The sequence below is a fragment of the Methanoculleus horonobensis genome, assembly GCF_001602375.1.
GTDB classification, from domain to species: domain Archaea; phylum Halobacteriota; class Methanomicrobia; order Methanomicrobiales; family Methanoculleaceae; genus Methanoculleus; species Methanoculleus horonobensis.
Genome location: NZ_BCNY01000008.1, coordinates 101,554 through 120,882, shown reverse-complemented (window position 1 = coordinate 120,882; position 19,329 = coordinate 101,554). Strand labels below are relative to the sequence as shown.

Annotated in this window: 23 protein-coding genes; 6 read left to right on the top strand and 17 right to left on the bottom strand. The window is 60.6% G+C overall.

Going from position 1 to position 19,329, the window contains the following annotated elements:
* Positions 1–22: 22 nt before the first annotated feature.
* Genes MCUHO_RS01735 through larB form a run of 3 tightly spaced genes read right to left on the bottom strand, consistent with a single transcriptional unit; the run spans position 23 to position 2,627 of the window.
* Positions 23–1,306: a coiled-coil domain-containing protein gene (locus tag MCUHO_RS01735; protein WP_067072709.1), complete on the bottom strand. Its 1,284-nt coding sequence runs from the start codon at positions 1,304–1,306 to the stop codon at positions 23–25.
* A 44-nt stretch (positions 1,307–1,350) separates the two neighbouring features.
* Entirely contained in the window at positions 1,351–1,857 is a 507-nt protein-coding gene (locus tag MCUHO_RS01730; RefSeq protein WP_067072707.1) for a nicotinamide-nucleotide adenylyltransferase, read from the bottom strand.
* Entirely contained in the window at positions 1,854–2,627 is a 774-nt protein-coding gene (larB, locus tag MCUHO_RS01725) for a nickel pincer cofactor biosynthesis protein LarB (protein ID WP_048063797.1), read from the bottom strand. Before larB ends, MCUHO_RS01730 begins: the two co-directional genes overlap by 4 nt.
* Before the next feature lie 47 nt (positions 2,628–2,674).
* Here larB and MCUHO_RS01720 point away from each other — a divergent pair, with 47 nt between their 5' ends.
* Genes MCUHO_RS01720 through MCUHO_RS01705 form a run of 4 tightly spaced genes read left to right on the top strand, consistent with a single transcriptional unit; the run spans position 2,675 to position 7,126 of the window.
* Positions 2,675–3,007, top strand: a complete 333-nt coding sequence (locus tag MCUHO_RS01720; protein ID WP_067072705.1) for an ABC transporter permease — start codon at positions 2,675–2,677, stop codon at positions 3,005–3,007.
* A 16-nt stretch (positions 3,008–3,023) separates the two neighbouring features.
* Entirely contained in the window at positions 3,024–4,256 is a 1,233-nt protein-coding gene (gene hisS, locus MCUHO_RS01715) for a histidine--tRNA ligase (RefSeq protein ID WP_067072696.1), read from the top strand.
* Entirely contained in the window at positions 4,243–6,045 is a 1,803-nt protein-coding gene (locus tag MCUHO_RS01710) for a DNA topoisomerase VI subunit B (protein WP_067072694.1), read from the top strand. Before hisS ends, MCUHO_RS01710 begins: the two co-directional genes overlap by 14 nt.
* Positions 6,038–7,126 carry a DNA topoisomerase IV subunit A gene (locus MCUHO_RS01705; protein WP_067072692.1) on the top strand — a complete coding sequence of 363 codons (1,089 nt, stop codon included), beginning with the start codon at positions 6,038–6,040 and terminating at the stop codon, positions 7,124–7,126. Before MCUHO_RS01710 ends, MCUHO_RS01705 begins: the two co-directional genes overlap by 8 nt.
* On the opposite strand, the gene ruvB is transcribed toward MCUHO_RS01705, so the two are convergent.
* The 6 genes from ruvB to MCUHO_RS01675 all read right to left on the bottom strand — a co-directional run bounded on the left by ruvB (position 7,119) and on the right by MCUHO_RS01675 (position 11,617).
* Positions 7,119–8,111, bottom strand: coding sequence for a Holliday junction branch migration DNA helicase RuvB (ruvB, locus tag MCUHO_RS01700; RefSeq protein WP_067072690.1), 993 nt, complete (start codon positions 8,109–8,111; stop codon positions 7,119–7,121). The genes MCUHO_RS01705 and ruvB overlap by 8 nt on opposite strands.
* On the bottom strand, positions 8,108–8,701 hold the full coding sequence (gene ruvA / locus MCUHO_RS01695; RefSeq protein WP_067072688.1) for a Holliday junction branch migration protein RuvA: 594 nt from the start codon (positions 8,699–8,701) through the stop codon (positions 8,108–8,110). The genes ruvB and ruvA overlap by 4 nt, the downstream gene beginning before the upstream one ends.
* The gene (gene ruvC, locus MCUHO_RS01690) at positions 8,698–9,174 is read right to left on the bottom strand and encodes a crossover junction endodeoxyribonuclease RuvC (protein ID WP_067072686.1); all 477 of its coding nucleotides are present in this window, start codon (positions 9,172–9,174) and stop codon (positions 8,698–8,700) included. The genes ruvA and ruvC overlap by 4 nt, the downstream gene beginning before the upstream one ends.
* 146 nt (positions 9,175–9,320) lie before the next feature.
* On the bottom strand, positions 9,321–9,656 hold the full coding sequence (locus MCUHO_RS01685) for a DUF6398 domain-containing protein (protein ID WP_067072684.1): 336 nt from the start codon (positions 9,654–9,656) through the stop codon (positions 9,321–9,323).
* 119 nt (positions 9,657–9,775) lie between these two features.
* Positions 9,776–11,065 (bottom strand): ATP-binding protein, encoded by a 1,290-nt coding sequence (locus tag MCUHO_RS01680; protein WP_067072682.1) that lies wholly within the window; start codon positions 11,063–11,065, stop codon positions 9,776–9,778.
* 192 nt (positions 11,066–11,257) lie between these two features.
* Positions 11,258–11,617, bottom strand: coding sequence for a winged helix-turn-helix transcriptional regulator (locus MCUHO_RS01675; RefSeq protein ID WP_067072680.1), 360 nt, complete (start codon positions 11,615–11,617; stop codon positions 11,258–11,260).
* 86 nt (positions 11,618–11,703) lie between these two features.
* Here MCUHO_RS01675 and hcp point away from each other — a divergent pair, with 86 nt between their 5' ends.
* Complete coding sequence (gene hcp, locus MCUHO_RS01670) at positions 11,704–13,320, top strand: hydroxylamine reductase (RefSeq protein ID WP_067072678.1); 1,617 nt, start codon at positions 11,704–11,706, stop codon at positions 13,318–13,320.
* Positions 13,321–13,515: 195 nt separating this feature from the next.
* Here hcp and MCUHO_RS01665 read toward each other — a convergent pair whose 3' ends face one another.
* The 8 genes from MCUHO_RS01665 to MCUHO_RS13125 form a co-directional block, all read right to left on the bottom strand.
* Positions 13,516–13,860, bottom strand: coding sequence for a HepT-like ribonuclease domain-containing protein (locus MCUHO_RS01665; protein WP_067072676.1), 345 nt, complete (start codon positions 13,858–13,860; stop codon positions 13,516–13,518).
* Entirely contained in the window at positions 13,853–14,146 is a 294-nt protein-coding gene (locus MCUHO_RS01660; RefSeq protein WP_067072674.1) for a nucleotidyltransferase family protein, read from the bottom strand. The genes MCUHO_RS01665 and MCUHO_RS01660 overlap by 8 nt, the downstream gene beginning before the upstream one ends.
* A gap of 195 nt (positions 14,147–14,341) precedes the next feature.
* The gene (locus MCUHO_RS01655) at positions 14,342–14,542 is read right to left on the bottom strand and encodes a hypothetical protein (protein ID WP_067072671.1); all 201 of its coding nucleotides are present in this window, start codon (positions 14,540–14,542) and stop codon (positions 14,342–14,344) included.
* A complete protein-coding gene (locus tag MCUHO_RS01650) occupies positions 14,539–15,207 on the bottom strand; it encodes a cyclase family protein (RefSeq protein ID WP_067072669.1) in 669 nt (222 codons plus the stop codon). The genes MCUHO_RS01655 and MCUHO_RS01650 overlap by 4 nt, the downstream gene beginning before the upstream one ends.
* On the bottom strand, positions 15,180–15,857 hold the full coding sequence (locus tag MCUHO_RS01645) for an HAD family hydrolase (protein WP_067072667.1): 678 nt from the start codon (positions 15,855–15,857) through the stop codon (positions 15,180–15,182). The genes MCUHO_RS01650 and MCUHO_RS01645 overlap by 28 nt, the downstream gene beginning before the upstream one ends.
* A gap of 62 nt (positions 15,858–15,919) precedes the next feature.
* The gene (locus MCUHO_RS01640) at positions 15,920–17,044 is read right to left on the bottom strand and encodes a glycosyltransferase family 4 protein (RefSeq protein ID WP_235808124.1); all 1,125 of its coding nucleotides are present in this window, start codon (positions 17,042–17,044) and stop codon (positions 15,920–15,922) included.
* A gap of 133 nt (positions 17,045–17,177) precedes the next feature.
* On the bottom strand, positions 17,178–17,393 hold the full coding sequence (locus MCUHO_RS13130) for a DUF4277 domain-containing protein (RefSeq protein ID WP_153019979.1): 216 nt from the start codon (positions 17,391–17,393) through the stop codon (positions 17,178–17,180).
* The gene (locus MCUHO_RS13125) at positions 17,342–17,503 is read right to left on the bottom strand and encodes a hypothetical protein (RefSeq protein WP_394328819.1); all 162 of its coding nucleotides are present in this window, start codon (positions 17,501–17,503) and stop codon (positions 17,342–17,344) included. Before MCUHO_RS13125 ends, MCUHO_RS13130 begins: the two co-directional genes overlap by 52 nt.
* 267 nt (positions 17,504–17,770) lie before the next feature.
* Between MCUHO_RS13125 and MCUHO_RS01635 the strand changes: the two genes are divergently transcribed.
* A complete protein-coding gene (locus MCUHO_RS01635; RefSeq protein WP_067072662.1) occupies positions 17,771–19,189 on the top strand; it encodes a B12-binding domain-containing radical SAM protein in 1,419 nt (472 codons plus the stop codon).
* Positions 19,190–19,329 lie beyond the last annotated feature (140 nt).

The following is a 19,329-nucleotide window of genomic DNA, read 5'->3' as shown; positions in this document are numbered from 1 at the left end:
CGTGGCAAGGGCGCCTCGCCAATCAGGGGGACGGAAGATCGGGTATCTCGACCTCAACATCCCGGTCGGCGAGAGCAGCCGTGCGTGACCGGAGTTTCTCGGTTTCGACGGCATACGAGGTCTGCAGCGTCTCTCGCTGGCTCTCCGCCCGGGCCTTCGCGGCCGCCTTTACCTCGGCCTCCCGGCGCAGTCCCGGGAGCGCGGTCGCAAGACGCTGCTCCTCGACCACCACCGGGAGCGCGGCCAGGCTCTCCTGCTCCGCCGCCCGCATCATCCGGACGTCGCGCTGCTTCTCCAGCGCCTGCTTCATCGCGGCAGGCAGGGTTTCGGCGTCGGAGAAGAGGCGAAGTTCGTCCTGGTTCTTGAGAGGGAGTTCCTCCTGTCGGATCATGGCGAGAACGGCCGGCATCGCCGCTTCTGTCGGGCCGACCGGGTCTTGTTCGTCATCAACATACGCGTCGAGCGCGCGGTCGATCGATGCGGCAGCCGCGCTGTCCCCTGCTTTTTCGGCCACCTTCCCGGCCTTCCGCAAGAGATGGGCGGTGGTGGTCTGGAGTGTCGCCATCTCCCGTCCGGCCTCCCGGCCCGCGGCGTCGAGTGCCCGGATCCTCTCCTCGATCTCCTGCTTGCGAGCATAGTCCGGGCGCTGGTTGAGGACGGCAAGTTCCTCTTCCGCCTTCTGGATCTCACTCTGCGTCTCCGCGAGCGCTGCTCCGTATTCCCGCACCTGACCGTCGGCGTCGGCATACTCTTCGCGGATCCGGACGAGGGAGGCATGCGACTCCCGCACCTCCTCCACCTGCCGGCGGCCTTCACGCGCCCGGGCGAGAGGCTCGTTCATCGCGTTGACCGCTCGCCCCAGGTCTTTGACGGCTGCGCGCACCTCCTTCATCTCGTCCGGGTAGACGGAGGAGAGATACTTCCCCTGCCCTTTCAGCGCCTTGAGCGAGCCCTTCAGGATCTCGGCGGCGGTCGCGTAAAACGCCTCGGCGTCACCAGTTGGCTCGCGGGAGAGGATCTGGGCCATAGACTTCGTGAACCCCGGCAGCGCCTTTCTGGAGATGTCGCGGAGCCGGGGGTGAACCTCCCCGTCACCTTCGGCCGTCTCCATACCGGCGACCGCTTCCCTGATGTTATCGAGGATGCTACGGATCGCCTCGCGCGACGAGGCCGTCGCACCGGAGAGTTCGCGCCCGATCTCCTCCTCGCGGCTCTCGAGCCACGTGGGAAGGCTGTCGAACGAGAGTTTCAGGCTCTCTTCCTCCGGTTCGGTTCGCCGGAAGAGGTCTCGCAGTTGCTTGAACATGATTCATCCGATTAGGACGGGCATACCCATCAGGGTTCCGCCCGTCAGTCGCTCCCCGCGATCCGCTGCAGCCGCTCCACACCGTGGATCTCGCGGATGACGTCCACCACGGCGGGAGGAACCAGGTGCTCCCAGGGCTCGCCGTCGAGCATCCGCTGCCGGATGACGGTCCCGGAGTGCGTCAGCCGCTCGTACATATCGGGCGACTGGACGTCGACCCCGGCCTCGGCGAAGAGCTGCATGACGAGAGGGTTGCTTGAGTAGACCATATCGAACGGCGGGGTCATCGAGCGGACGTGGGCGACCCAGAGGGCGTTGCGCTGGACGTCCTCGATGGGGATGACGTAGAACGGGCAGTCGAGATCTTCGAGCGACCGGGTCAGCATCAGCACCCGTTCGCCTGCCGTGAAGGGGTTCGCCACGGTATGGGAGACCTGGGCGCTCCCCACCCCGATGACGATCTCGTCGGCCGTGCGGGCTATCCGCTCCAGCACCGACTGGTGCCCGTTGTGGTAGGGCTGGAACCGTCCGATATAGAACCCGCGGCTCATTTCCGGCTACCCCCGTGCGCGACCTGCGCGGCAAACGCGCCTGCCGTGAACCCGGCGTCGATGTTCACCACCGCAAGCACCGAGCACGCCTGGAGCATGCTCGCAAGCGCCGCCTCGCCGCCGCCCATATAGCCGTAGCCGGTGCTGACGGGAACGCCGATCACCGGGCGGTCGACGAGGCCTGCGACGATCGCGGGGAGCGTCCCCTCCCGCCCGGCGATCACCACGAAGACGTCGGCCGGGATCAGGTCTTTGAGCGCCGAGAAGAGGCGGTGGATCCCCGCCACCCCGACGTCGTAGGCCGTCCTGACCTCGCATCCCATCTCCTCGGCGATCAGTCTTGCCTCTTCGGCGACGGGGACATCAGACGTCCCTGCCGTGAGGATGGCGACGGTTCCCCGCCGGGGCGCGGGCTCGTCACCCGTCGAGAGGATGACCCCCCGTGCCGCCTCCCGGTGCTCCATCCGGACGTCCGGCGGCAGCCGGGCGCGCAGGGCGTCGAGATGCTCCGGCGAGACCCTCGTCGCGATGCATCTTCCGGCAGCCTTCACCTGCGCGAGCATGATCCCGGCAAACGCCTCCGGCTCCTTACCCTCGGCGAGCACCACCTCGGGCATCCCGCAGCGAACGCTCCGTCCGGCATCGATCCGGGCCATGCCGTCGAGAACCTCGATGCGGAGCCCTTCGAGCGCGCCCGCCGCCTCGTCCTCAGATACCTCGCCGTTACGATACATCCGGAGGATGTCCCTGATGGTGGCATTCGGCAGCATAGTTCGATAACAAAAATAGGGGTGGAAGTATAATATTACTTCATCTCATGTCCTATCTTGCCTACGTCGCAGGCTTCGGCGTTGCCGTCACCGCTTTCCTGTGGCTCCGGGACCTGCGGATATTCTACCGCACTGGCCTATCCGGATACCGGAAGTCGGCGTACCTCGGGGTTCCCTTCACGGCGCTCGCCCTGCTGGGATTTTTCGTGACCGCATACGCCGAAGCGTGGGAGTACCTCGGCCTCGGGCTGGTTCTCCTGGCCCTCTACCTCCAGGGGCGGGTCGAGAGAGAGAACGTCTGGCACGGCGAGGGCGCCCGCGAGCGGTTCTTCGGGAGTGCGGAGCGCACAAAAGATAAGGGTTCGCGCAAGAGACTTTAATTCAGGAGATTACCGAATGCTTCAAAAACCACGGGGAACACGGGACTTTTTACCCGACGAGATGGAACGGCGGCGGCTGATCGAGCGGCGGATGCGGGACGCGGCGCGCAGGTGGGGATACCGGGAGGTCTGCACGCCCGACTTCGAGCACCTCGAACTCTTCACGATGAAGTCCGGCGAGGGGATCATCCAGGAGATGTACGTCTTCGAGGACAAGGGCGGGAGAAAGATGACGCTCCGGCCGGAGGTGACCGCAGCAGTCCTCCGGATGTACGTCAACGAGGGCAAGGTGCTCCCGAAACCCCTCCGCTGGTGCTACTTCGCCGACTGTTTCCGCTACGAGCGGCCGCAGAAAGGCCGTTACCGGCAGTTCTGGCAGTTCGGCGTCGAGCTGATCGGGGCGGACACGGCGAGCGCCGACGCCGAGGTGATCATGCTCGCCGACGATACCCTCCGGTCGACCGGCGTCACCTTCGACCTCCACGTCGGCCACCTCGCGCCGATGAAGCATCTCCTCTCCGACCTCGATCCCGCCGACCAGCGGGCGATCATGGCGTACCTCGACAAACACGACCAGAATGGGCTCGAGGCGGTGCTGGTCGAGAAGAACCTCACCCATCTTGCCGAACCCCTTGCGGCGCTCGGGGAGTGCCGCGACGTCGCCGAGGTCTTCGAGGTCGCGGGTGACGTCCCGGAGCGCGCCCGGATCGAGGAGACGTTCGCGCTCCTCGACTCCCAGGAGATCGACTACCGGCCCGACTTCGGAATCGCCCGGGGGCTCGACTACTACACCGGGATGGTCTTTGAGGGGTTCGCGAAGAACCTCGGCGCGGAGAACCAGATCCTCGGCGGCGGCACCTACCGGCTCGCCCACCTCTTCGGCGGCGACGACGTCGCATCCTGCGGGTTTGCAATAGGGTTCGACCGGGTCATGGTCTCGATCGGAGAGTTTGAACTCGCGCACGAACCCGTCGTCGGCGTCGTCAGCACGCCGGACGCGCGGGCGCGGGCGCTCGATGTCGCCCGGGCGTTCCGGGCGGCGGGGATCCGGGCCGAGGCCGACCTGATGCAGCGGGGGATGGGCGCCCAGCTCTCCCACGCCGCAAAGACCGCTGACTTCGCCGCGGTTCTCGGGAAACGCGAGGTCGAGGCAGGCACGGTGACCCTCAAGAACCTCCACTCCGGCGAGCAGCAGGAGAGGAGCCTTGAGGAGGCCATTGCCGAGGTGGCGCGGCATGGTGCTTGCTGAAGACCTGGCGAAGCAGCAGCGGAGCATCAGCGTCGCGGAGTTCTTCGAGAAGAACAAGCACCTGCTCGGTTTCGACTCCCCGACGCGGGGCATCATCACCACCATCAAGGAAGCGGTGGACAACGCCCTCGATGCCTGCGAGGAAGCGGAGGTGCTCCCCGATATCTTTGTCGGCATCAAAAAAGTCGACGCCGAGGTCTACCGGATAACCGTCGAGGACAACGGCCCCGGCATCGTGCCGGAGAACGTCCCCCTGGTCTTCGGGAAACTCCTCTACGGCTCCCGGTTCCACCAGATCCGGCAGAGCCGGGGGCAGCAGGGTATCGGGATCTCAGCGGCGGTGCTGTATGCGCAGCTCACCACCGGCATCCCGACACAGGTCGTCTCCCGGACGGGGGCGAAGGCGAGAGCCCACCGGTTCGAACTGATGATCAAGACCGAGACGAACGAGCCGGAGATCATCAGCCACGAGGAGATCGACTGGGACCGGACGCACGGGACACGGATCGAGATCCAGTTCAAGAGCACCCTTGCCGCGAAGAAGCGGCTGGTGGACTACCTCCGCCTCACGGCGATCGTCAACCCGCACGCCCGTATAACGGCCGATATCGACGGCGAGATGACGGTGTTCGAGCGGGTATCGGGCGAGGTCCCGCCGTGCCCGAAACCCATCCTCCCCCACCCGCACGGGATCGAGTTCGGGGCGTTGAAGCGGATCGCCGCCGCGAGCACCGGGACGGTCGAGGAGTTTCTCATCGGCAGTTTCTCCAAGGTCGGGAAGAAGACCGCGGACGAGATGATTGCGCTTGCCAACCTCAAGCCCACCCGGAAGGTGAACAAACTCGAGTCGGACGAACTCAAACGTCTCCTCGACGCCATGCAGGCCGTGAAGGTCCCGGCCCCGCCGGCGCAGCAGTGCCTCTCCCCCATCGGGGAAGACCTGATCTGCAAAGGGCTCGAGAAGGAGATCCAGCTCGACTTCATCAAGGCCCGCACCCGCCCGAGCGCGGTCTACGGCGGGCACTCGTTCATCATCGAGGCGGCGATCGGCTACGGCGGCAAGGTTCCCCCCGAGGGCACCGCCCAGCTCTTCCGGTTCGCAAACCGCGTCCCGCTCCTCTACCAGCAGGGCGCCTGCGCGATCACGAGCTGTGCCTCGCAGGTGAACTGGAAGAGTTACGGCCTCTCGCAGCAGGGCCTTCCCATGGGGCCGGTGCTCGTCATGGTCCACGTGGCGTCCACGAACGTTCCCTTCACGAGCGAGAGCAAGGACGCGGTCGCGTCCATCCCGGAGATCGAGCGGGAGGTCGTCCTCGTTCTCCAGGAACTCGGCCGGGAGCTCAAGACCTACCTCTACCGGCGGGACAAGAAGAAGCAGCAGGACGACCGTGCCCGGGCGATATGCTCGATCATCCCCGAGATCGCCATAAAGGTGAGCGAGATCGTGGAACGCCCCCTCGTCGACACCTCCCCGATCGAGGGGAAGATCATGAGGAAAGTCGTCGCGAAGAAGCGGACGGTCGACGGAAAGGTCTGCATCGACGTGAACAACTACACCGCGAAGGAGGTCACCCTCGTCCTCTACAACCTCTCCCGCGATGCGGCGGAAGATGCGGTGCCCCGGCCGGACTTCGTGGACAGTATGGACGGGGAGTACAACAAAGTCTGGCGGCGCACGCTCGACGCCGGTGAGGCCTGGCATATCGCCTACACGGGTTCTGGCGACGGTTCGGTCGATCTGCGCGGCGTGGAGGACGGCGTGAAAGTGGTGGTGGATCTCGATGTCTAGGGAAGAGATGGATGCACTGGCAAAGGAGCGGCTCGTCGGTATCGCCCGCACCTGGTACGACCAGATGCGGGACGGCATCGTGCCGTTCATCCGGCTGCCGACGCGGACGAAGCGGAATATCGCGTACGACGATGCGACCGAGGTCTGGAAGTACGGCGAGCGGGAGAGCACCCGGGCGGCGTCGACGGAGAAAGGGGCGGTCCATCTCCTGAAGATGGCCTATCTCATCGGGTTCTTGAAACAGCAGCTCGTGGAGAACCGGTCGTCGACCTTGAGAGAACTCTACTATATCTCCGAAGGGTGGAAGAAGGCGAAGTTCACCGCCCAGGACGAGAGCAACCTCCTCATCGAGGACCTCGAGATCATCACCGACGTCCAGCGGGAGGCGTTTCACCTCCGGCCGGAAGAGGACGGCGCCTCGCTCTTCGGGCCGCTCCGGATACGGGAGAACACCCGCCGCGGCGCAAAAGAGATGCACTGCCAGGATGACGTCGGGGAGGCGGGCTACCCCATCCCGAACAACGTCGATAACCTCGAGTTCATCGACCACGACGCGAAGTTCGTCATCGCCATCGAGACCGGCGGTATGTACGCCCGTCTGATGGAGAACGGGTTCGACGAGGAGTACGGGGCGATCCTGGTCCACCTCAAGGGGCAGCCGGCACGCTCCACGCGCCGGGTCTTACGGCGTCTCAACGACTCGCTCAACCTCCCCGTAGTCGTCTTCACCGACGGCGACCCCTGGTCATACCGGATCTACGCGAGCGTCGCCTACGGCTCGATCAAGAGCGCCCACATGTCGGATATCCTGGCGACTCCCCAGGCGCAGTTCATCGGGGTGCAGCCCTCCGACATCTCCGACTACAACCTCCCCGCCGACCACCTCACGGAGCAGGACATCAACGCACTGAAAGCAGAGTTGACAGACCCCAGGTTTGCAACCGACTACTGGCGCACCCAGATCAACCTGCAGCTCGATATGAAGGTGAAGTCGGAACAGCAGGCGTTCGCGAGCCGGGGGCTCGACTTCGTGACGAAGGAGTATCTCCCGAAAAGGCTCTCGGAGATGGGGATTATCTGAGACCGCCTCCGAGGTGGCGCAGGGCCGCCCCGGTCGTCTCCCGCCCCTGGGGCGTGCGCTTTATGAACCCGATCTGGATCAGGTAGGGCTCGTAGACCTCTTCGATGGTCCGCACCTCCTCGCCGACCGATATGGCGATCGTCCTGACGCCCACCGGCCCGCCGCCGAAATCGTCCGCGATGACCGAGAGGATCCGCCGGTCGAGGTCGTCGAGGCCCAGGTGGTCGATGCCGAGCATCGTCAGGGCGCGGTCGGCCGTCTCGCCATCGATACGCCCGTCCCCCTTGACCGTGGCGAAGTCCCGCACCCGGCGGAGGAGCCGGTTTGCGATCCTGGGTGTCCCGCGGCTCCGTTTTGCTATCTCATCCGCACCTTCCGGGGTGATCGGGATCTGCATGATCCCGGCGCTCCGCTCCACGATCTTCGCGAGATCGGGAACTTCGTAGAGGTTGAGGCGGAAGATGAACCCGAACCGGTCGCGGAGAGGGGAACCGAGCAGCCCGACCTTCGTCGTGGCGCCGATGAGGGTGAACTCCTCCAGCGGGAGCTGGACCGACCGTGCACCCGGCCCTTCGCCGATCATGACGTCGATACAGGAGTCCTCCATCGCCGGGTAGAGGATCTCCTCGACCACCGGGTTGAGGCGATGGATCTCGTCGATGAAGAGGACGTCGCCGTGAGCGAGGGCGGTCAGCTGGGCGGCGAGGTCGCCGGGCCGCTCCAGCACCGGCCCGGTGGTGCTCCTGATCCCGGCCCCCATCTCGCGCGCGATGATCTGGGCGAGCGTCGTCTTCCCGAGGCCCGGTGGGCCGGAGAAGAGGACGTGGTCGAGGGACTCGCCGCGTTGTTTTGCGGCGGCGATGGCGATGGCAAGAGCCTCCTTGATCTGCGGCTGGCCCACGAACTCGTCGAGGCGCGCCGGCCTGATCGCCGCGTCATCGGGTTCGCCACAGAGAGGCGAGGGCGAGGGGATGCGTTCGTTCATGATCGGCGCTCCCGGAGGTATGCAAGAGCAGCGCGGATCAGGCTCTGCACGTTCGCATCAGGGAGACCCGGGAGGACGGCATCGACCGCCTCCCCTGCTTCCTGGGGTGAGAACCCGAGCGATATGAGGGCGCTCGCGGCGTCGTTGGCCCCGGTCGGCCGCCTGCCGGCGGCGAGGATATCCGCATGCTTCTTCATCTTCTCCTTCAACTCAAGGATCAGGCGCCCTGCACCTTTCTTCCCGATCCCGGGGATCCGGGTGAGCGTCTTCTCGTCGCCGTCGAGGATTGCAACGGCAAAGTCCTCGAACGCTATCCCGGAGAGGATGTTCATGGCGGTCTGGGGACCGATGCCGGAGACCCCGATCAGGATCGTGAAGAGTTCCCGTTCGCGCTGGTGGAGAAAGCCGAAGAGTCGGATGTCGTCGTCGCGGACCGCCATATGGGTGTGGACCGTGACGCGGCCCTGCGCCTCCCTGAGGGTCTCCAGCGCCGGCCCGGTCACCTGCACCCGGTAGCCGACGCCGCCGATATCGATCACCACCCACCGGTCGCCGGTGGATATCACGTCTCCCGAGAGTTGGGCTATCATCGTAGTTGCACCATATTGATGTGGCAGAGGGCGATGGCGAGGCCGTCGGCGGCATCGTCGGGCCGGGGCACCTCCTCCAGCCTGAGGAGCCGGCGCATCATCTCCTGCATCTGATGTTTATCGGCACGCCCCGACCCGGTGACCGCCTGTTTGACCTGGTTGGGGGTATACTCGGCAATCGGGACCCCGTGCTGTGCCGCGGCGAGGAGGAGGACGCCGCGTGCCTCGCTGACCTGCATCGCCGAGGTGGTGTTCCTGGAGAAGAAGAGCCGCTCCACGGCGACCCACCCGGGATCGTACTCGTCGAAGAGATCGGAGATCCTCGTGTGGATCTCAAGCAACCGCTCCTCGTGGATGCGGTCGGGGCCGGTCTCTATGCAGCCGTAGGTCAGCGGCACCGGAGACCTGCCGCCGGTGCTGAGGACACCGTAGCCGGTCCTTGCGAGCCCTGGGTCGATACCAATGACGATCATGGGTAAATACGGTTTCTGTCCACTAAGGTATCGGTTCTCCTGGTTGATACCTTTTGTCGGCAGAGTTATCGATCGGAGAGGTATTTTTTCAGTGCCGTCACCTTGTTCCGGATCGACGATCGTTCAATGCCAAAGAAAAAGCTGATTTACCTTGCAATGGGAGAACCGCCCTTTCCCGGCCGGATCAGATCTGCATTCTGGCAGGCCGCGTATACGATCGCCGCCCCCCAGAGGGGTGCATCTCCCCGTACGAGCGGTGTTGCCGGGTGGTCGTGGAGTTTCTCGATGGTCTCCCGGCAATGATCAAGGATGGCGCCATTCTCGAACCTATCGCAGAATACTTCACACAGGGTGAAGATCGTGGTAGTGCGCAGCTCGTTGACATCTAACACCAGCGGTTCATTCCTGATCTGGTTGGAGATCTCTTTCCAGGTCTCTTCATTATCCGGGTCTATTCCGGTCAGCCTTGTGATCTCTCTCATCGCGAAGTTGAGGAATGCATCGAGATCATCTATGTCAATGGAGGAGTGGCGCTCCGAGCGGCCGACAATCCTCCGCAGTTCATACTACCAGAGGCGTACACATAGGTTCCAGAGAGCGGTCACAACTCATCCAGCCATTCAGCGATCGAGACGATGTGAACTGTCCGACCGTCGACGGTTGTCTCCGCTGACTCCGACGCAGTGACGACCGTCCCCTCATCAAGGCCATGTGCATCCATCGCCTCGACAAGCCCCCGTATCTCCCGGTGCCTCGTAACGTCATCCTGCAGGGACTGCGTCACCTGGATGGCCAGGACGATCGTCCGGCCAGACCTTACCAGGAAGTCGCACTCGTAGCGGTCCCGGTGGTAGAAGATATCGCCATACTTCTTCATCAGGGCAATAAAGACAATGTTTTCCAGGAGTCTCCCACGATTTTCGGAGAATGCAAATGCAACGGCATTTATCAGGCCGGGATCCACGAAATAAATCTTTTTAGGGTTTGCAACCTGTTTTTTTGCAGAATAATCAAATTTCATCAGGGGATACAGGAGGAACGCATTCTCGGCGTACTCGATGTACTCTCTCACGGTATCCGGTGCGATGTTGAGGGTCCTGGCAATCTGGTTGTACGAGGTGGCGTTCCCGGCATTTGATATAAGATAATAGAGCAGGTCTACAATCTCGCTGTTCTTCCTCAAACTGTTCGGATAGATGATATCCTTGAGATAGATCGTTTCATAGTAGTTTTTGAGTATCTGTATCTTCAGGTCACTGTCCTTTTCGAGGACCACACGGGGGAAACCACCGTATTTCAGGTAGGTCTCAAAATGATGCCTCTTCTCGATGATTGTCGGGTTCAGAATACCCTGAAAACGAAGAAACTCAGGGAAAGAGAGTGGGTACACATAGCAGGAAAAACACCTGCCCGATAGGAGGCGGCTACTCTCCTGCCTGAGCAGCGAGGATGTGGAGCCGGTCAGGATACATTTGACCCTGCTCGTTGTGTCATAGAGAGTCTTGATGGTGGGCACCCAGGCGGGATAGTGCTGAACCTCGTCGATGCAGAGATAGAGCCGTTCAAGTTCGGGGTGGCGGGCGAGATGGTCCTCGACGATGCGACGGATCAGCCAGGGATCGTCTGCCATCGAGAGGAGGAGGGGTTCGTCCATGGTGATGAAGAGGATGGCCCTGCCGGGCACACCCCTTCTGAGAAGGGAACTGATGATCTGGTACACCAGCGTCGACTTCCCGGTCCTGCGTGCACCGACAAGGAGGAGCACCTCAGGTGCATCAAGATACTGTTTCAGGAGAGGAAAGAATGAAAGTCGTTCAACGCCAGTTTCAAACTCTTTTCCAAACCACCAGGGGTTCTGGCTCTCGAGTGCGATCTGCAGCCTCTCGTCCATCTATCGATCATACTCGATGATAATCTATAAAAGTGTCGATTATGATCTACGATATCCCCCAGTTCCGGAAAACGCGTCAGGCGGACTCTTCCGCGTAGGTCAGCCGATCCCGACTTCTTGATCTCATGCAGACCGTGGCCGCCTCGCCAGAGTCGTACCGGACCTCCCGCCCCGCCCCTTCAACCCCACAAGTTAAAGCACGCAGTCGTGACAGTCCTGCGCCCCGCATGCCCGGTTCTCGATCTTCCACCGGAGCGCCCACCGCTTGATGTCCTTGATCACCTCGACGAGTCCAAGCCCGCTTGCCGTGAGGGTGTACTCGCTCCTGACGGGGACGGTCCCGGCATCCACGTGCTTCTCGACGAGACCCTCCTCCTCGAGTTCCTTCAGTCGGGCCGAGAGGACCTTCGCCGTGATCCCCGGGAGCCGCTCCTTCACCTCCGTGAACCGGAGGGTGTAATCCTCCCCCTTGTAGAGTTCGAGGATGATCAGGAGCATCCACTTCTTCCCGAGGTACTTGACGGTCTGATTGACCGTGCAGACGCTCTGCATGGTATAATTAGAGAAACCTTCTCCTCCTTATACTTTAGTATCTAACAGATACCTTGTATCAAAAAGATATCATGGAGTGAGTACGTATGTTCTGCAATCAGTGTGAAGAGACGGCAAAGGGCCATGGCTGCACCGTGCGCGGTGTCTGCGGCAAAGAGGGAGAGACCGCGGGACTCCAGGACGTCCTGATCTACACCCTCAAGGGGCTCTCGGTACGGAACCTCGCGGCGATGAAGAAGGGCGGTGGGAACCCGGAGGCAGGGAGGTTCGTCGCGGAGAGCCTCTTTGCGACCCTGACCAACGTGAACTTCGACCCCACGCGGTTCGAGAGCGCGATCCAGGAGGCGGCCCGTATCCGCGACGCCCTCCCCCCCGCCGGGAGCACCGAGCCTGCGGCCTGCACCTGGGCGCCGGCAAGCCCGGCGGCTATCGCGGCAAAGGCAGAGGAGATCGTCGCCGCCCGCGAGACCGTGGACACCGACCTCCTGTCGCTCCGCGATCTCCTGGTCTACGGGCTCAAAGGGGTCGGCGCCTACTACCATCACGCCGCCGTCCTCGGCTACGAGGATGCGGAGATCACGGCTTTCATGCAGGAGGGTCTCGCCGCCACGCTCGAGGACCTCTCCGTCGAAGAGATGGTCGGCTACGTCTTGAAGTGCGGCGAAGTCGGCGTGAAGGTCCTCGCCCTCCTCGACACGGCGAACACCACGGTCTACGGGACGCCGGCGATCACGACGGTCGGCACCGCCGCAGGCACCCGCCCCGGCATCCTGGTCACCGGCCACGACCTCAAGGACCTCGCCGACCTCCTCGAACAGACACGCGGAGCGGGCGTGGACGTCTACACCCACGGCGAGATGCTCCCCGCGCACGCCTACCCGGGCCTTGCGAAGTACGACCACCTCGTCGGGAACTACGGCGGCTCCTGGCCGTTCCAGCGGGAGGAGTTCGAGCGGTTCAACGGCCCGGTCCTGGTCACGACGAACTGCCTCGTTCCCCCGAAGGACTCCTACCGCGACCGGGTCTACACCACCGGGCTCGTTGGATTTGCGGGGTTAAAGCACATCGGTGCGTCTCCTGACGGAAAGAAGGACTTCTCGACCCTGATCGAGCACGCGAAGCGCTGCGAACCCCCGGCGGACCTCTCCCGAGGCGACCTGATCACCGGGTGCGCCCACGCCCCGGTCCTCGCGATAGCCGAGACCGTCATCGATGCGGTGAAGTCCGGCGCCGTCAAGCGGTTCCTCGTGATGGCGGGCTGCGACGGCCGGTACAGCGGACGGGACTACTACACCCGGTTCGCGAAGGCTCTCCCGGCGGATACGATCATCCTCACCGCAGGGTGCGCGAAGTACCGCTACAACAGCCTCGGCCTCGGCGATATCGGCGGCATCCCCCGCGTCCTCGACGCCGGCCAGTGCAACGACTGCTACTCGCTCGTGGTCATCGCCCAGGCCCTCGCGGAAGCGTTCGGCGTCGGGATCAACGAACTCCCGATCTCCTACAACATCGCCTGGTACGAGCAGAAGGCGGTGCTGGTTCTCCTCAGCCTCCTCTCGCTCGGCGTCAAGGATATCACCCTCGGCCCCCGCCTCCCGGGCTTCGTCTCGCCCGGTGTCCTGAACGTACTCGTCGAGAACTTCGGGATCAACGGGATAACGACGGTCGAGGAGGACCTCGAGCGGATGGTGCCGGGGAACTGAATACCTTTTTTTCGGAGCGGGCTGTTTTACAGATTTTCCCGGCGCATAAAGCCCTGGTCTGGGATACACTGCCTGTATTCCAAATTTGATCCCGACACCCCTGGGCAACGATAGCCGTGCCTCTGGACTTTGACGTCCAGATAGTTACGTGGCGCTCAGTTCCCACACAATATATTCTGTGGTGGTACCAGTGTCTTATTGCTCTTCATCCAGTCTCTTCAGCCACTCCTGGAGCACAGGTATATCGGACTGCACTGTCTCCCAGACGATCTCGATACTGACGCCAAAATAGTGGTGGATGAGTTTGTCCCGCATACCCGCGATGAACCGCCATGGGATCTCGGGATACCGCTCCGTAAATCGGGGTGGGAGATTTTTGACTGCTTCCCCGAGGATCTCCAGATTCCTTATAACTGCATCCTGCGTCCTGATGTCATCGATGAACTCCCTGTATGTCGTCTTTGAAGTGTACTGCAGGATGCGCTCGACAGCCTCATCAATATCACTGCAGAGAAGGCGGATCTCCGACCGTTCAGGCATAAGCGACCTCGGCAGTCACCCGCTCCCGTATGATGGGTTTCAGGGCATCGGATGTCACCAGATCGACGGGGGCGCCGAGATTTAGTGAAAGAAACTCTTCAAGTTCGAGGAAGGTGAAGAACCCGATCGGCCGGGAGAACTCGACGAGGATGTCGATATCGCTCGCCTCGGTCTGCTCGCCACGGGCGACCGAGCCGAAGATGCCGATCCGGCTGACCGAGAAACGTGCGGCGATCTCTCCTTTGAGGCGCTGCAGGGTTGCAAATATTTCTTCCCGTGACTGCATAGATACTGGTGTTTTGTCAGGGAACGTTAATAGTTGCTTCGGCCCGAGGGTTGCGAGAAACCGGTCGTCCTGATCATCATCCGGCCAGATTGAGGGTGGAATGCCATGATGCGGCCCTTTTCACGTAATCCGGGTGAGCAGGAAGAGCGGTTTCAGGCAACATTCTGCACGAGCACGATTGCGGGTATTCTGGGTTCAGATCCTCAGCCGGGTCACGGCAACAAACGCACCCGTTATCGACCCAATGATCTGCCGGGTAGATGAGACCGGGCTCGCAGGCTCAAACACCGGGGCAGGGACCGTCGTTTTCAGGCGCTCCCTCATGCCTTTCACCCAAAGGAAAAGGACAATCTGCACTCGATGGATCTTCTTTAGAGCCCTGGCAGCAATCGTCACTCAAACTCCGCGAGCGCCACCACCGGCACCCCCTCGATATCGTCGAAGACCGTCGGGTAGAGCCGCAGGGTCCAGGGCTCTTCGAGCAACCGGCCGTAGGAGAGGTCCACGTCTTCGAGCAGGAAGATATGCGGCGATCCGCAGAGGAACCCGCGGTGGGCCTCCGCACCCTCCTCCGGTTCTGCCGGGACGGCGATGGAGATGGTGTCGATCCCAAACAGCCGGAGTGCCGGGTTCTCCGTGCGGAGAAAGCCCGGGACCTCGTGGTGCACCCAGGGGTGCTCCCTTGCGTAGGCGTCCGGGTCGCTCTCCCGGACCCGGCCGCTCCCGGTCCTGATGAAGAGCGCGCGCGAGGTCCGGATCGCGTCGATATGTTCGAGGAGGTCGTAGATCCGGATCGGTTCCGCCCCGGTCTTCGGGATCGCGATGCACCGCGCGGGCTCAAAGACCGCCTCCGGGGCAAGGAGGGACCTGACCGAGCCCCCGCCCGGGCAGAAGTGCCGGGGGAGGTCGATGTGCGTCCCGGCGTGGCTGGAGAACTCGATCCGGCTCTTCTCCTCGCTATCGCCCTTCTCGAAGGATTTCGTGCGGGTGATCGCGAGCGGTTCCGTTCCGGGGTAGAGGGGCGCCGCCCGGTTCAGGGGGTACGAGATCGGGATGAGCATATGTTCCCCCGTAGATACTCCCGGAGTTCATGAAGGTTCTCCACGATCCCCTCCACCCCCGGCCGGCCGACAAACCGGTTCGGGTCGCCGGGCGGGATCCTCGCGACGAACCGAACAGAGGTCGCGCGGGCTGCGTCCCAGTCGTTCGGGGCATCGCCGACGAAGAGGGCCTCTTCCGGCGCGGCGCCGGTCTCGGCGAGGATCTCCCTGATGCATTCGGCCTTCGTCTTCGGCGAGCCGTAGATCCAGACGAAGTATTTCGTGAGATCCCGGCGGCGGGCGATCTCCTGCATCTCGCCCTCCGGAGTCGCGGAGACGACGTAGAGCGGGAGCCGCCGGGAGCAGTCATGGAGGAGATCTTCCGCCCCCCGGACGTACTGGACGGTGAGCATGGCCTCGAAGATCTGTTCAACGTACTCGCCCGCGAGCCGCTCCTCCTGCTCGGGGGTGAGTTCTTCGTGGAGGATGTTTGCGTAGATGTGGCGGAACTTGTCGTACCGGGACATCCCGCCGTTCTCGAGGTGGAAGGCGATGATTTCATCGAGGTGCCCGGGGGGCGCGAAGGAGAAGATCTTTCTGAACGCTGCGGTCTTTAAGGGGAGGGATTCGACGATGACGCCGTCGAAGTCGAGGATGAGGGTGGTGAGCATGGTAGTTATCTCATCGATTGCCGGCTACTAGTACCTAACGGCAGACCCCCTTGCTCTGCCGGTCATGCTGATTTGGAGCGTACGCTGTCAAGATTCCGGTATGTCTGCAGGAGTTCTGCCTCCATCGCGGACCAGTTATACCTCTCAAGAACCGCTTTCCTCCCGTTCGCCCCCATTCTCCGCGCCTCTTCCGGGTGCTCGAAGAGATAGGAGATTGCGTCGGCGATATCGTCCACGCTCACCGGATCGACGAGAATGCCGCAGTCCGCTTTGCCGACGACGTTTCGGATCTCCGGCAGGTCGCTAGCGATGACCGGGAGCCCGAGGAGCATGTAGTCGAAGAGCTTGTTCGGCAGACCGATGGAGATATTGTAGTACGTCGGCTGGAAGACCAGGAGGCCCGCGGTGCCTTCGTTCAGTCTCTCGTACATCGCCCTGTAGGGGAGGAATCCAGTTGTGGTGATGAACTTGTTATGGTCGGACTCGTGAATACATTCGTAAAGATTCTCCCGAACGTTTCCGACGAGCGTGAGGGATACATCGGGATAACGTTCCCTGATCCGGGACACCGCTTGGATGCATTCGCCGACCCCGTGGAACGACTGCAGGTTTCCTGCCATGAACATGAGTTTCCGGCCGCTCCGGTTGGGGTCATAAGGGATATCGAGGTCGGCGATGGAGTAGTTCGAGAGAATGGTCGGCTCAAGCCCCTTCGCCTTGAACCGGGCGGCAACGCTCTTGCTTACGGCAAATGTAGCATCTGCCCGGCGCACCAGCGCGATCTCCACGATTGAAATGACTGCAGACAGCGTTCTCTGCACCAGCGTACCGCACCGGATTCCGATATCATACGGGATCTCGCTCGGCCAGTGCTCGTGGATGTCGTAGACGACCTGCTTCCCTTTGAGATACTTTGCAAGGACCCCGATGAGGAGGCCGTCCGGTTCATGGCAGTGGTAGACGTCGGCATCCTGCGCAAAGCATGCCCGGAGGAGCCGGAGAAGCGTGAGGGGGTGGAGGACGATGGAGTCTGGTCGCTTCACGGTGACGATATTGATGCCGTCGACGGTGGTGCTGCCGCTCTCGCTTGCAGGAGCAACGATCGTGACCTCATGCTCCTTCGCAAGGCTCTTCGCTTCTTTCTGGAATATTCGACCGTCATTTGGTCCGTGGGTTGATGTGAGCATGCAGATTTTCATAGATGTATCAGGTGTGGGTTGGTTTAGTGTACTGACTCATGCAAACAGAGAAGAATCAGTCGTCCTACTTAACAATCTGGCGGCATGATATATTCTGTTTGCCCTCTTCGTCCGGGTATAATCACCGCATATCTCGTATATCACTCGGGCCATCTCTATGCACACCCCCAGGTGCTCCAGCACATGACGATCTTGTTGAAGAGTTCGACCAGATCATGAGCGGTGATCGCACGAGCGTTCTACCTAGGACACTATCGTTAAGATGGTCGGGAGTGGTCCCTGCTCCTAGGAGTCTGTTGATAGTGATATCCTCGAGAAATCGAGATGGAGAAGGGATAGATGGGGTCGGTGCTCCACGAACCTAAGGGCGTTGAGTACCATGTCCTTGACGGGTTTGCCATGGGTGAGGTAGTTATGCCACATCGTGTGGATCGCGTCGATGACCACGGCAATGTCCAGGGTGTCGAAAACTCCGTCAATGATCCCATTATGCTAGAGTGGGGTGTTGGATCACTTGAGGATCATTCCTCCGAGATGTTCTGCAGGAGGGATAATATCAAAGATTTTTTAGAAGGTTCAAAGGTACTATGGTTTGGAGTAACTCTAAGAGAGGTAAGAACATATGAAAGGTAGAGCACTAAATATCAGCGAATACACAATGGTTAAACCAGCAGAGAGTAAAAGATTACAGGATATATCTGACGGGTGATTTGAATGAAAATATTGTTGATTAATGTCGCGCTCAGGCCTAAATCGCCTGTAAAATTCCTCCCGCTCGGCCTTGCATATATCGGCACTGCATTGAAAAATGCCGGGTTCACTTTTGATCTTCTTGATGTTGATGCGTATAGATACAGTGACGATGAAATTCGTGCCTTTCTTGCAAAGAACCATTATGATGTCATTCTGATGGGGTGTATCATAACTGGGTACAAAACGATCAAGGAATATGCAAGAATGATACGTGAATTTTACCCTGATTCCATAATTATCGCGGGTAATTCCGTTGCCGATTCAATACCGGATATATTGCTTAGCAAAACAGAAACGAACATTGCGGTCATCGGAGAAGGTGACATCACAATTGTCGAATTGCTGGATGCCTTGGAAAACGGCAAGGCCCTTGCCACGGTACAGGGAATCGTTTTTAAGACCCGCGATTCAAAAATATACAGAACACCAGACCGCCCCCCAATAAAGAACCTTTCAGAAATTCCAATCATAGATTATTCAATGTGGGATATGGAGGCATACATCGAGGGGTATCGCAACTCCCTCAATGAACCAACTCCCCTCCCTCGTAGCGAGATCCGGGGCATCGCGGTGAATACTGCGCGGGGATGCGTGAACCGGTGTACCTTTTGTTACCATGTCTTCCGGAACGTTCCATACCGCCACCGCCCTTGGAAACACGTCATTGAAGAAGTACGCCATTTAATTGAAAATTACCGAATAAACTATATTGGATTCCACGATGAGTTGACGTTCTCATCAAAACATTCGGTCAGGGAGTTTATCGAGGCGGTGAAGGGGTCTGGATTGCATTTCTTCTGGACCGCAGACTGCCGCGGGAATCTTTTTACTCTTGAAGAGGACCTCGAGTTGTTACAGACATTGAAGGAGATCGGCTGCGTGGGCATGGGATATTCACTGGAATCTTCCTGTCCAGAAATACTGGCCGCTATGAACAAAAATATGACCCCAGAGCAGTTCACTTTCCAGACGAGTCTCTTCATCAAAGCGGGAATTCCTGCCTGGACAAGCCTTGTATTTGGTTTCCCCCAGGAAACCCCGGAAACAATAAAAAGCACGATAGATTGCTGTATCCAGAATGGGATTTACCCCTCTGCAGGATACCTGTTGCCATTTCCTGGTTCAGAGATGTACCAACACGCAATAGATAGGGGAATTATCGATAAAGACGACGAAGAAGAGTATTTGCTCAAACTCGGAGACCGCCAAGATCTCAGGGTTAACCTTACCACGATGTCGGATACGCTCTTTCAAAAAGTGCTGAATGACGAGTTGCAGCGGTGCAACAAGGAACTGAAAATAGGGTTGCTAGACCAGCAGTTGACTAAAACACAGTATTATCGATCCCCAAAGGAGAGGGGACCGGTTAAAAAGATCTGATAATCCGAGAAATTCAATAGCGCACTAAGAAGCAACCAATAATAGGAAGTACAACTATCATTGTGCGGATTTTATCATGCACTTTACAATCCGCATCCTTCCCTTTTTTCAGTGGAACCGCATTCGTGTTCAGTGAAGAT

Excerpts from the sequence above, each read along its gene's own strand:
- ruvC (WP_067072686.1), bottom strand. The coding sequence starts at position 9,174 with ATGATCGTCATTGGTATCGACCCAGGGCTCGCAAGGACCGGCTACGGT.
- MCUHO_RS01720 (WP_067072705.1), top strand. The coding sequence starts at position 2,675 with ATGTCCTATCTTGCCTACGTCGCAGGCTTCGGCGTTGCCGTCACCGCT.
- MCUHO_RS01710 (WP_067072694.1), top strand. The coding sequence starts at position 4,243 with ATGGTGCTTGCTGAAGACCTGGCGAAGCAGCAGCGGAGCATCAGCGTC.
- MCUHO_RS01650 (WP_067072669.1), bottom strand. The coding sequence starts at position 15,207 with ATGCTCATCCCGATCTCGTACCCCCTGAACCGGGCGGCGCCCCTCTAC.
- larB (WP_048063797.1), bottom strand. The coding sequence starts at position 2,627 with ATGCTGCCGAATGCCACCATCAGGGACATCCTCCGGATGTATCGTAAC.
- hisS (WP_067072696.1), top strand. The coding sequence starts at position 3,024 with ATGCTTCAAAAACCACGGGGAACACGGGACTTTTTACCCGACGAGATG.
- MCUHO_RS01705 (WP_067072692.1), top strand. The coding sequence starts at position 6,038 with ATGTCTAGGGAAGAGATGGATGCACTGGCAAAGGAGCGGCTCGTCGGT.
- MCUHO_RS01660 (WP_067072674.1), bottom strand. The coding sequence starts at position 14,146 with ATGCAGTCACGGGAAGAAATATTTGCAACCCTGCAGCGCCTCAAAGGA.
- ruvB (WP_067072690.1), bottom strand. The coding sequence starts at position 8,111 with ATGAACGAACGCATCCCCTCGCCCTCGCCTCTCTGTGGCGAACCCGAT.
- MCUHO_RS01730 (WP_067072707.1), bottom strand. The coding sequence starts at position 1,857 with ATGAGCCGCGGGTTCTATATCGGACGGTTCCAGCCCTACCACAACGGG.
- MCUHO_RS01645 (WP_067072667.1), bottom strand. The coding sequence starts at position 15,857 with ATGCTCACCACCCTCATCCTCGACTTCGACGGCGTCATCGTCGAATCC.
- hcp (WP_067072678.1), top strand. The coding sequence starts at position 11,704 with ATGTTCTGCAATCAGTGTGAAGAGACGGCAAAGGGCCATGGCTGCACC.
- MCUHO_RS01685 (WP_067072684.1), bottom strand. The coding sequence starts at position 9,656 with ATGAGAGAGATCACAAGGCTGACCGGAATAGACCCGGATAATGAAGAG.
- MCUHO_RS01680 (WP_067072682.1), bottom strand. The coding sequence starts at position 11,065 with ATGGACGAGAGGCTGCAGATCGCACTCGAGAGCCAGAACCCCTGGTGG.
- MCUHO_RS01640 (WP_235808124.1), bottom strand. The coding sequence starts at position 17,044 with ATGCTCACATCAACCCACGGACCAAATGACGGTCGAATATTCCAGAAA.
- MCUHO_RS01675 (WP_067072680.1), bottom strand. The coding sequence starts at position 11,617 with ATGCAGAGCGTCTGCACGGTCAATCAGACCGTCAAGTACCTCGGGAAG.
- ruvA (WP_067072688.1), bottom strand. The coding sequence starts at position 8,701 with ATGATAGCCCAACTCTCGGGAGACGTGATATCCACCGGCGACCGGTGG.
- MCUHO_RS01735 (WP_067072709.1), bottom strand. The coding sequence starts at position 1,306 with ATGTTCAAGCAACTGCGAGACCTCTTCCGGCGAACCGAACCGGAGGAA.
- MCUHO_RS01635 (WP_067072662.1), top strand. The coding sequence starts at position 17,771 with ATGAAAATATTGTTGATTAATGTCGCGCTCAGGCCTAAATCGCCTGTA.
- MCUHO_RS01665 (WP_067072676.1), bottom strand. The coding sequence starts at position 13,860 with ATGCCTGAACGGTCGGAGATCCGCCTTCTCTGCAGTGATATTGATGAG.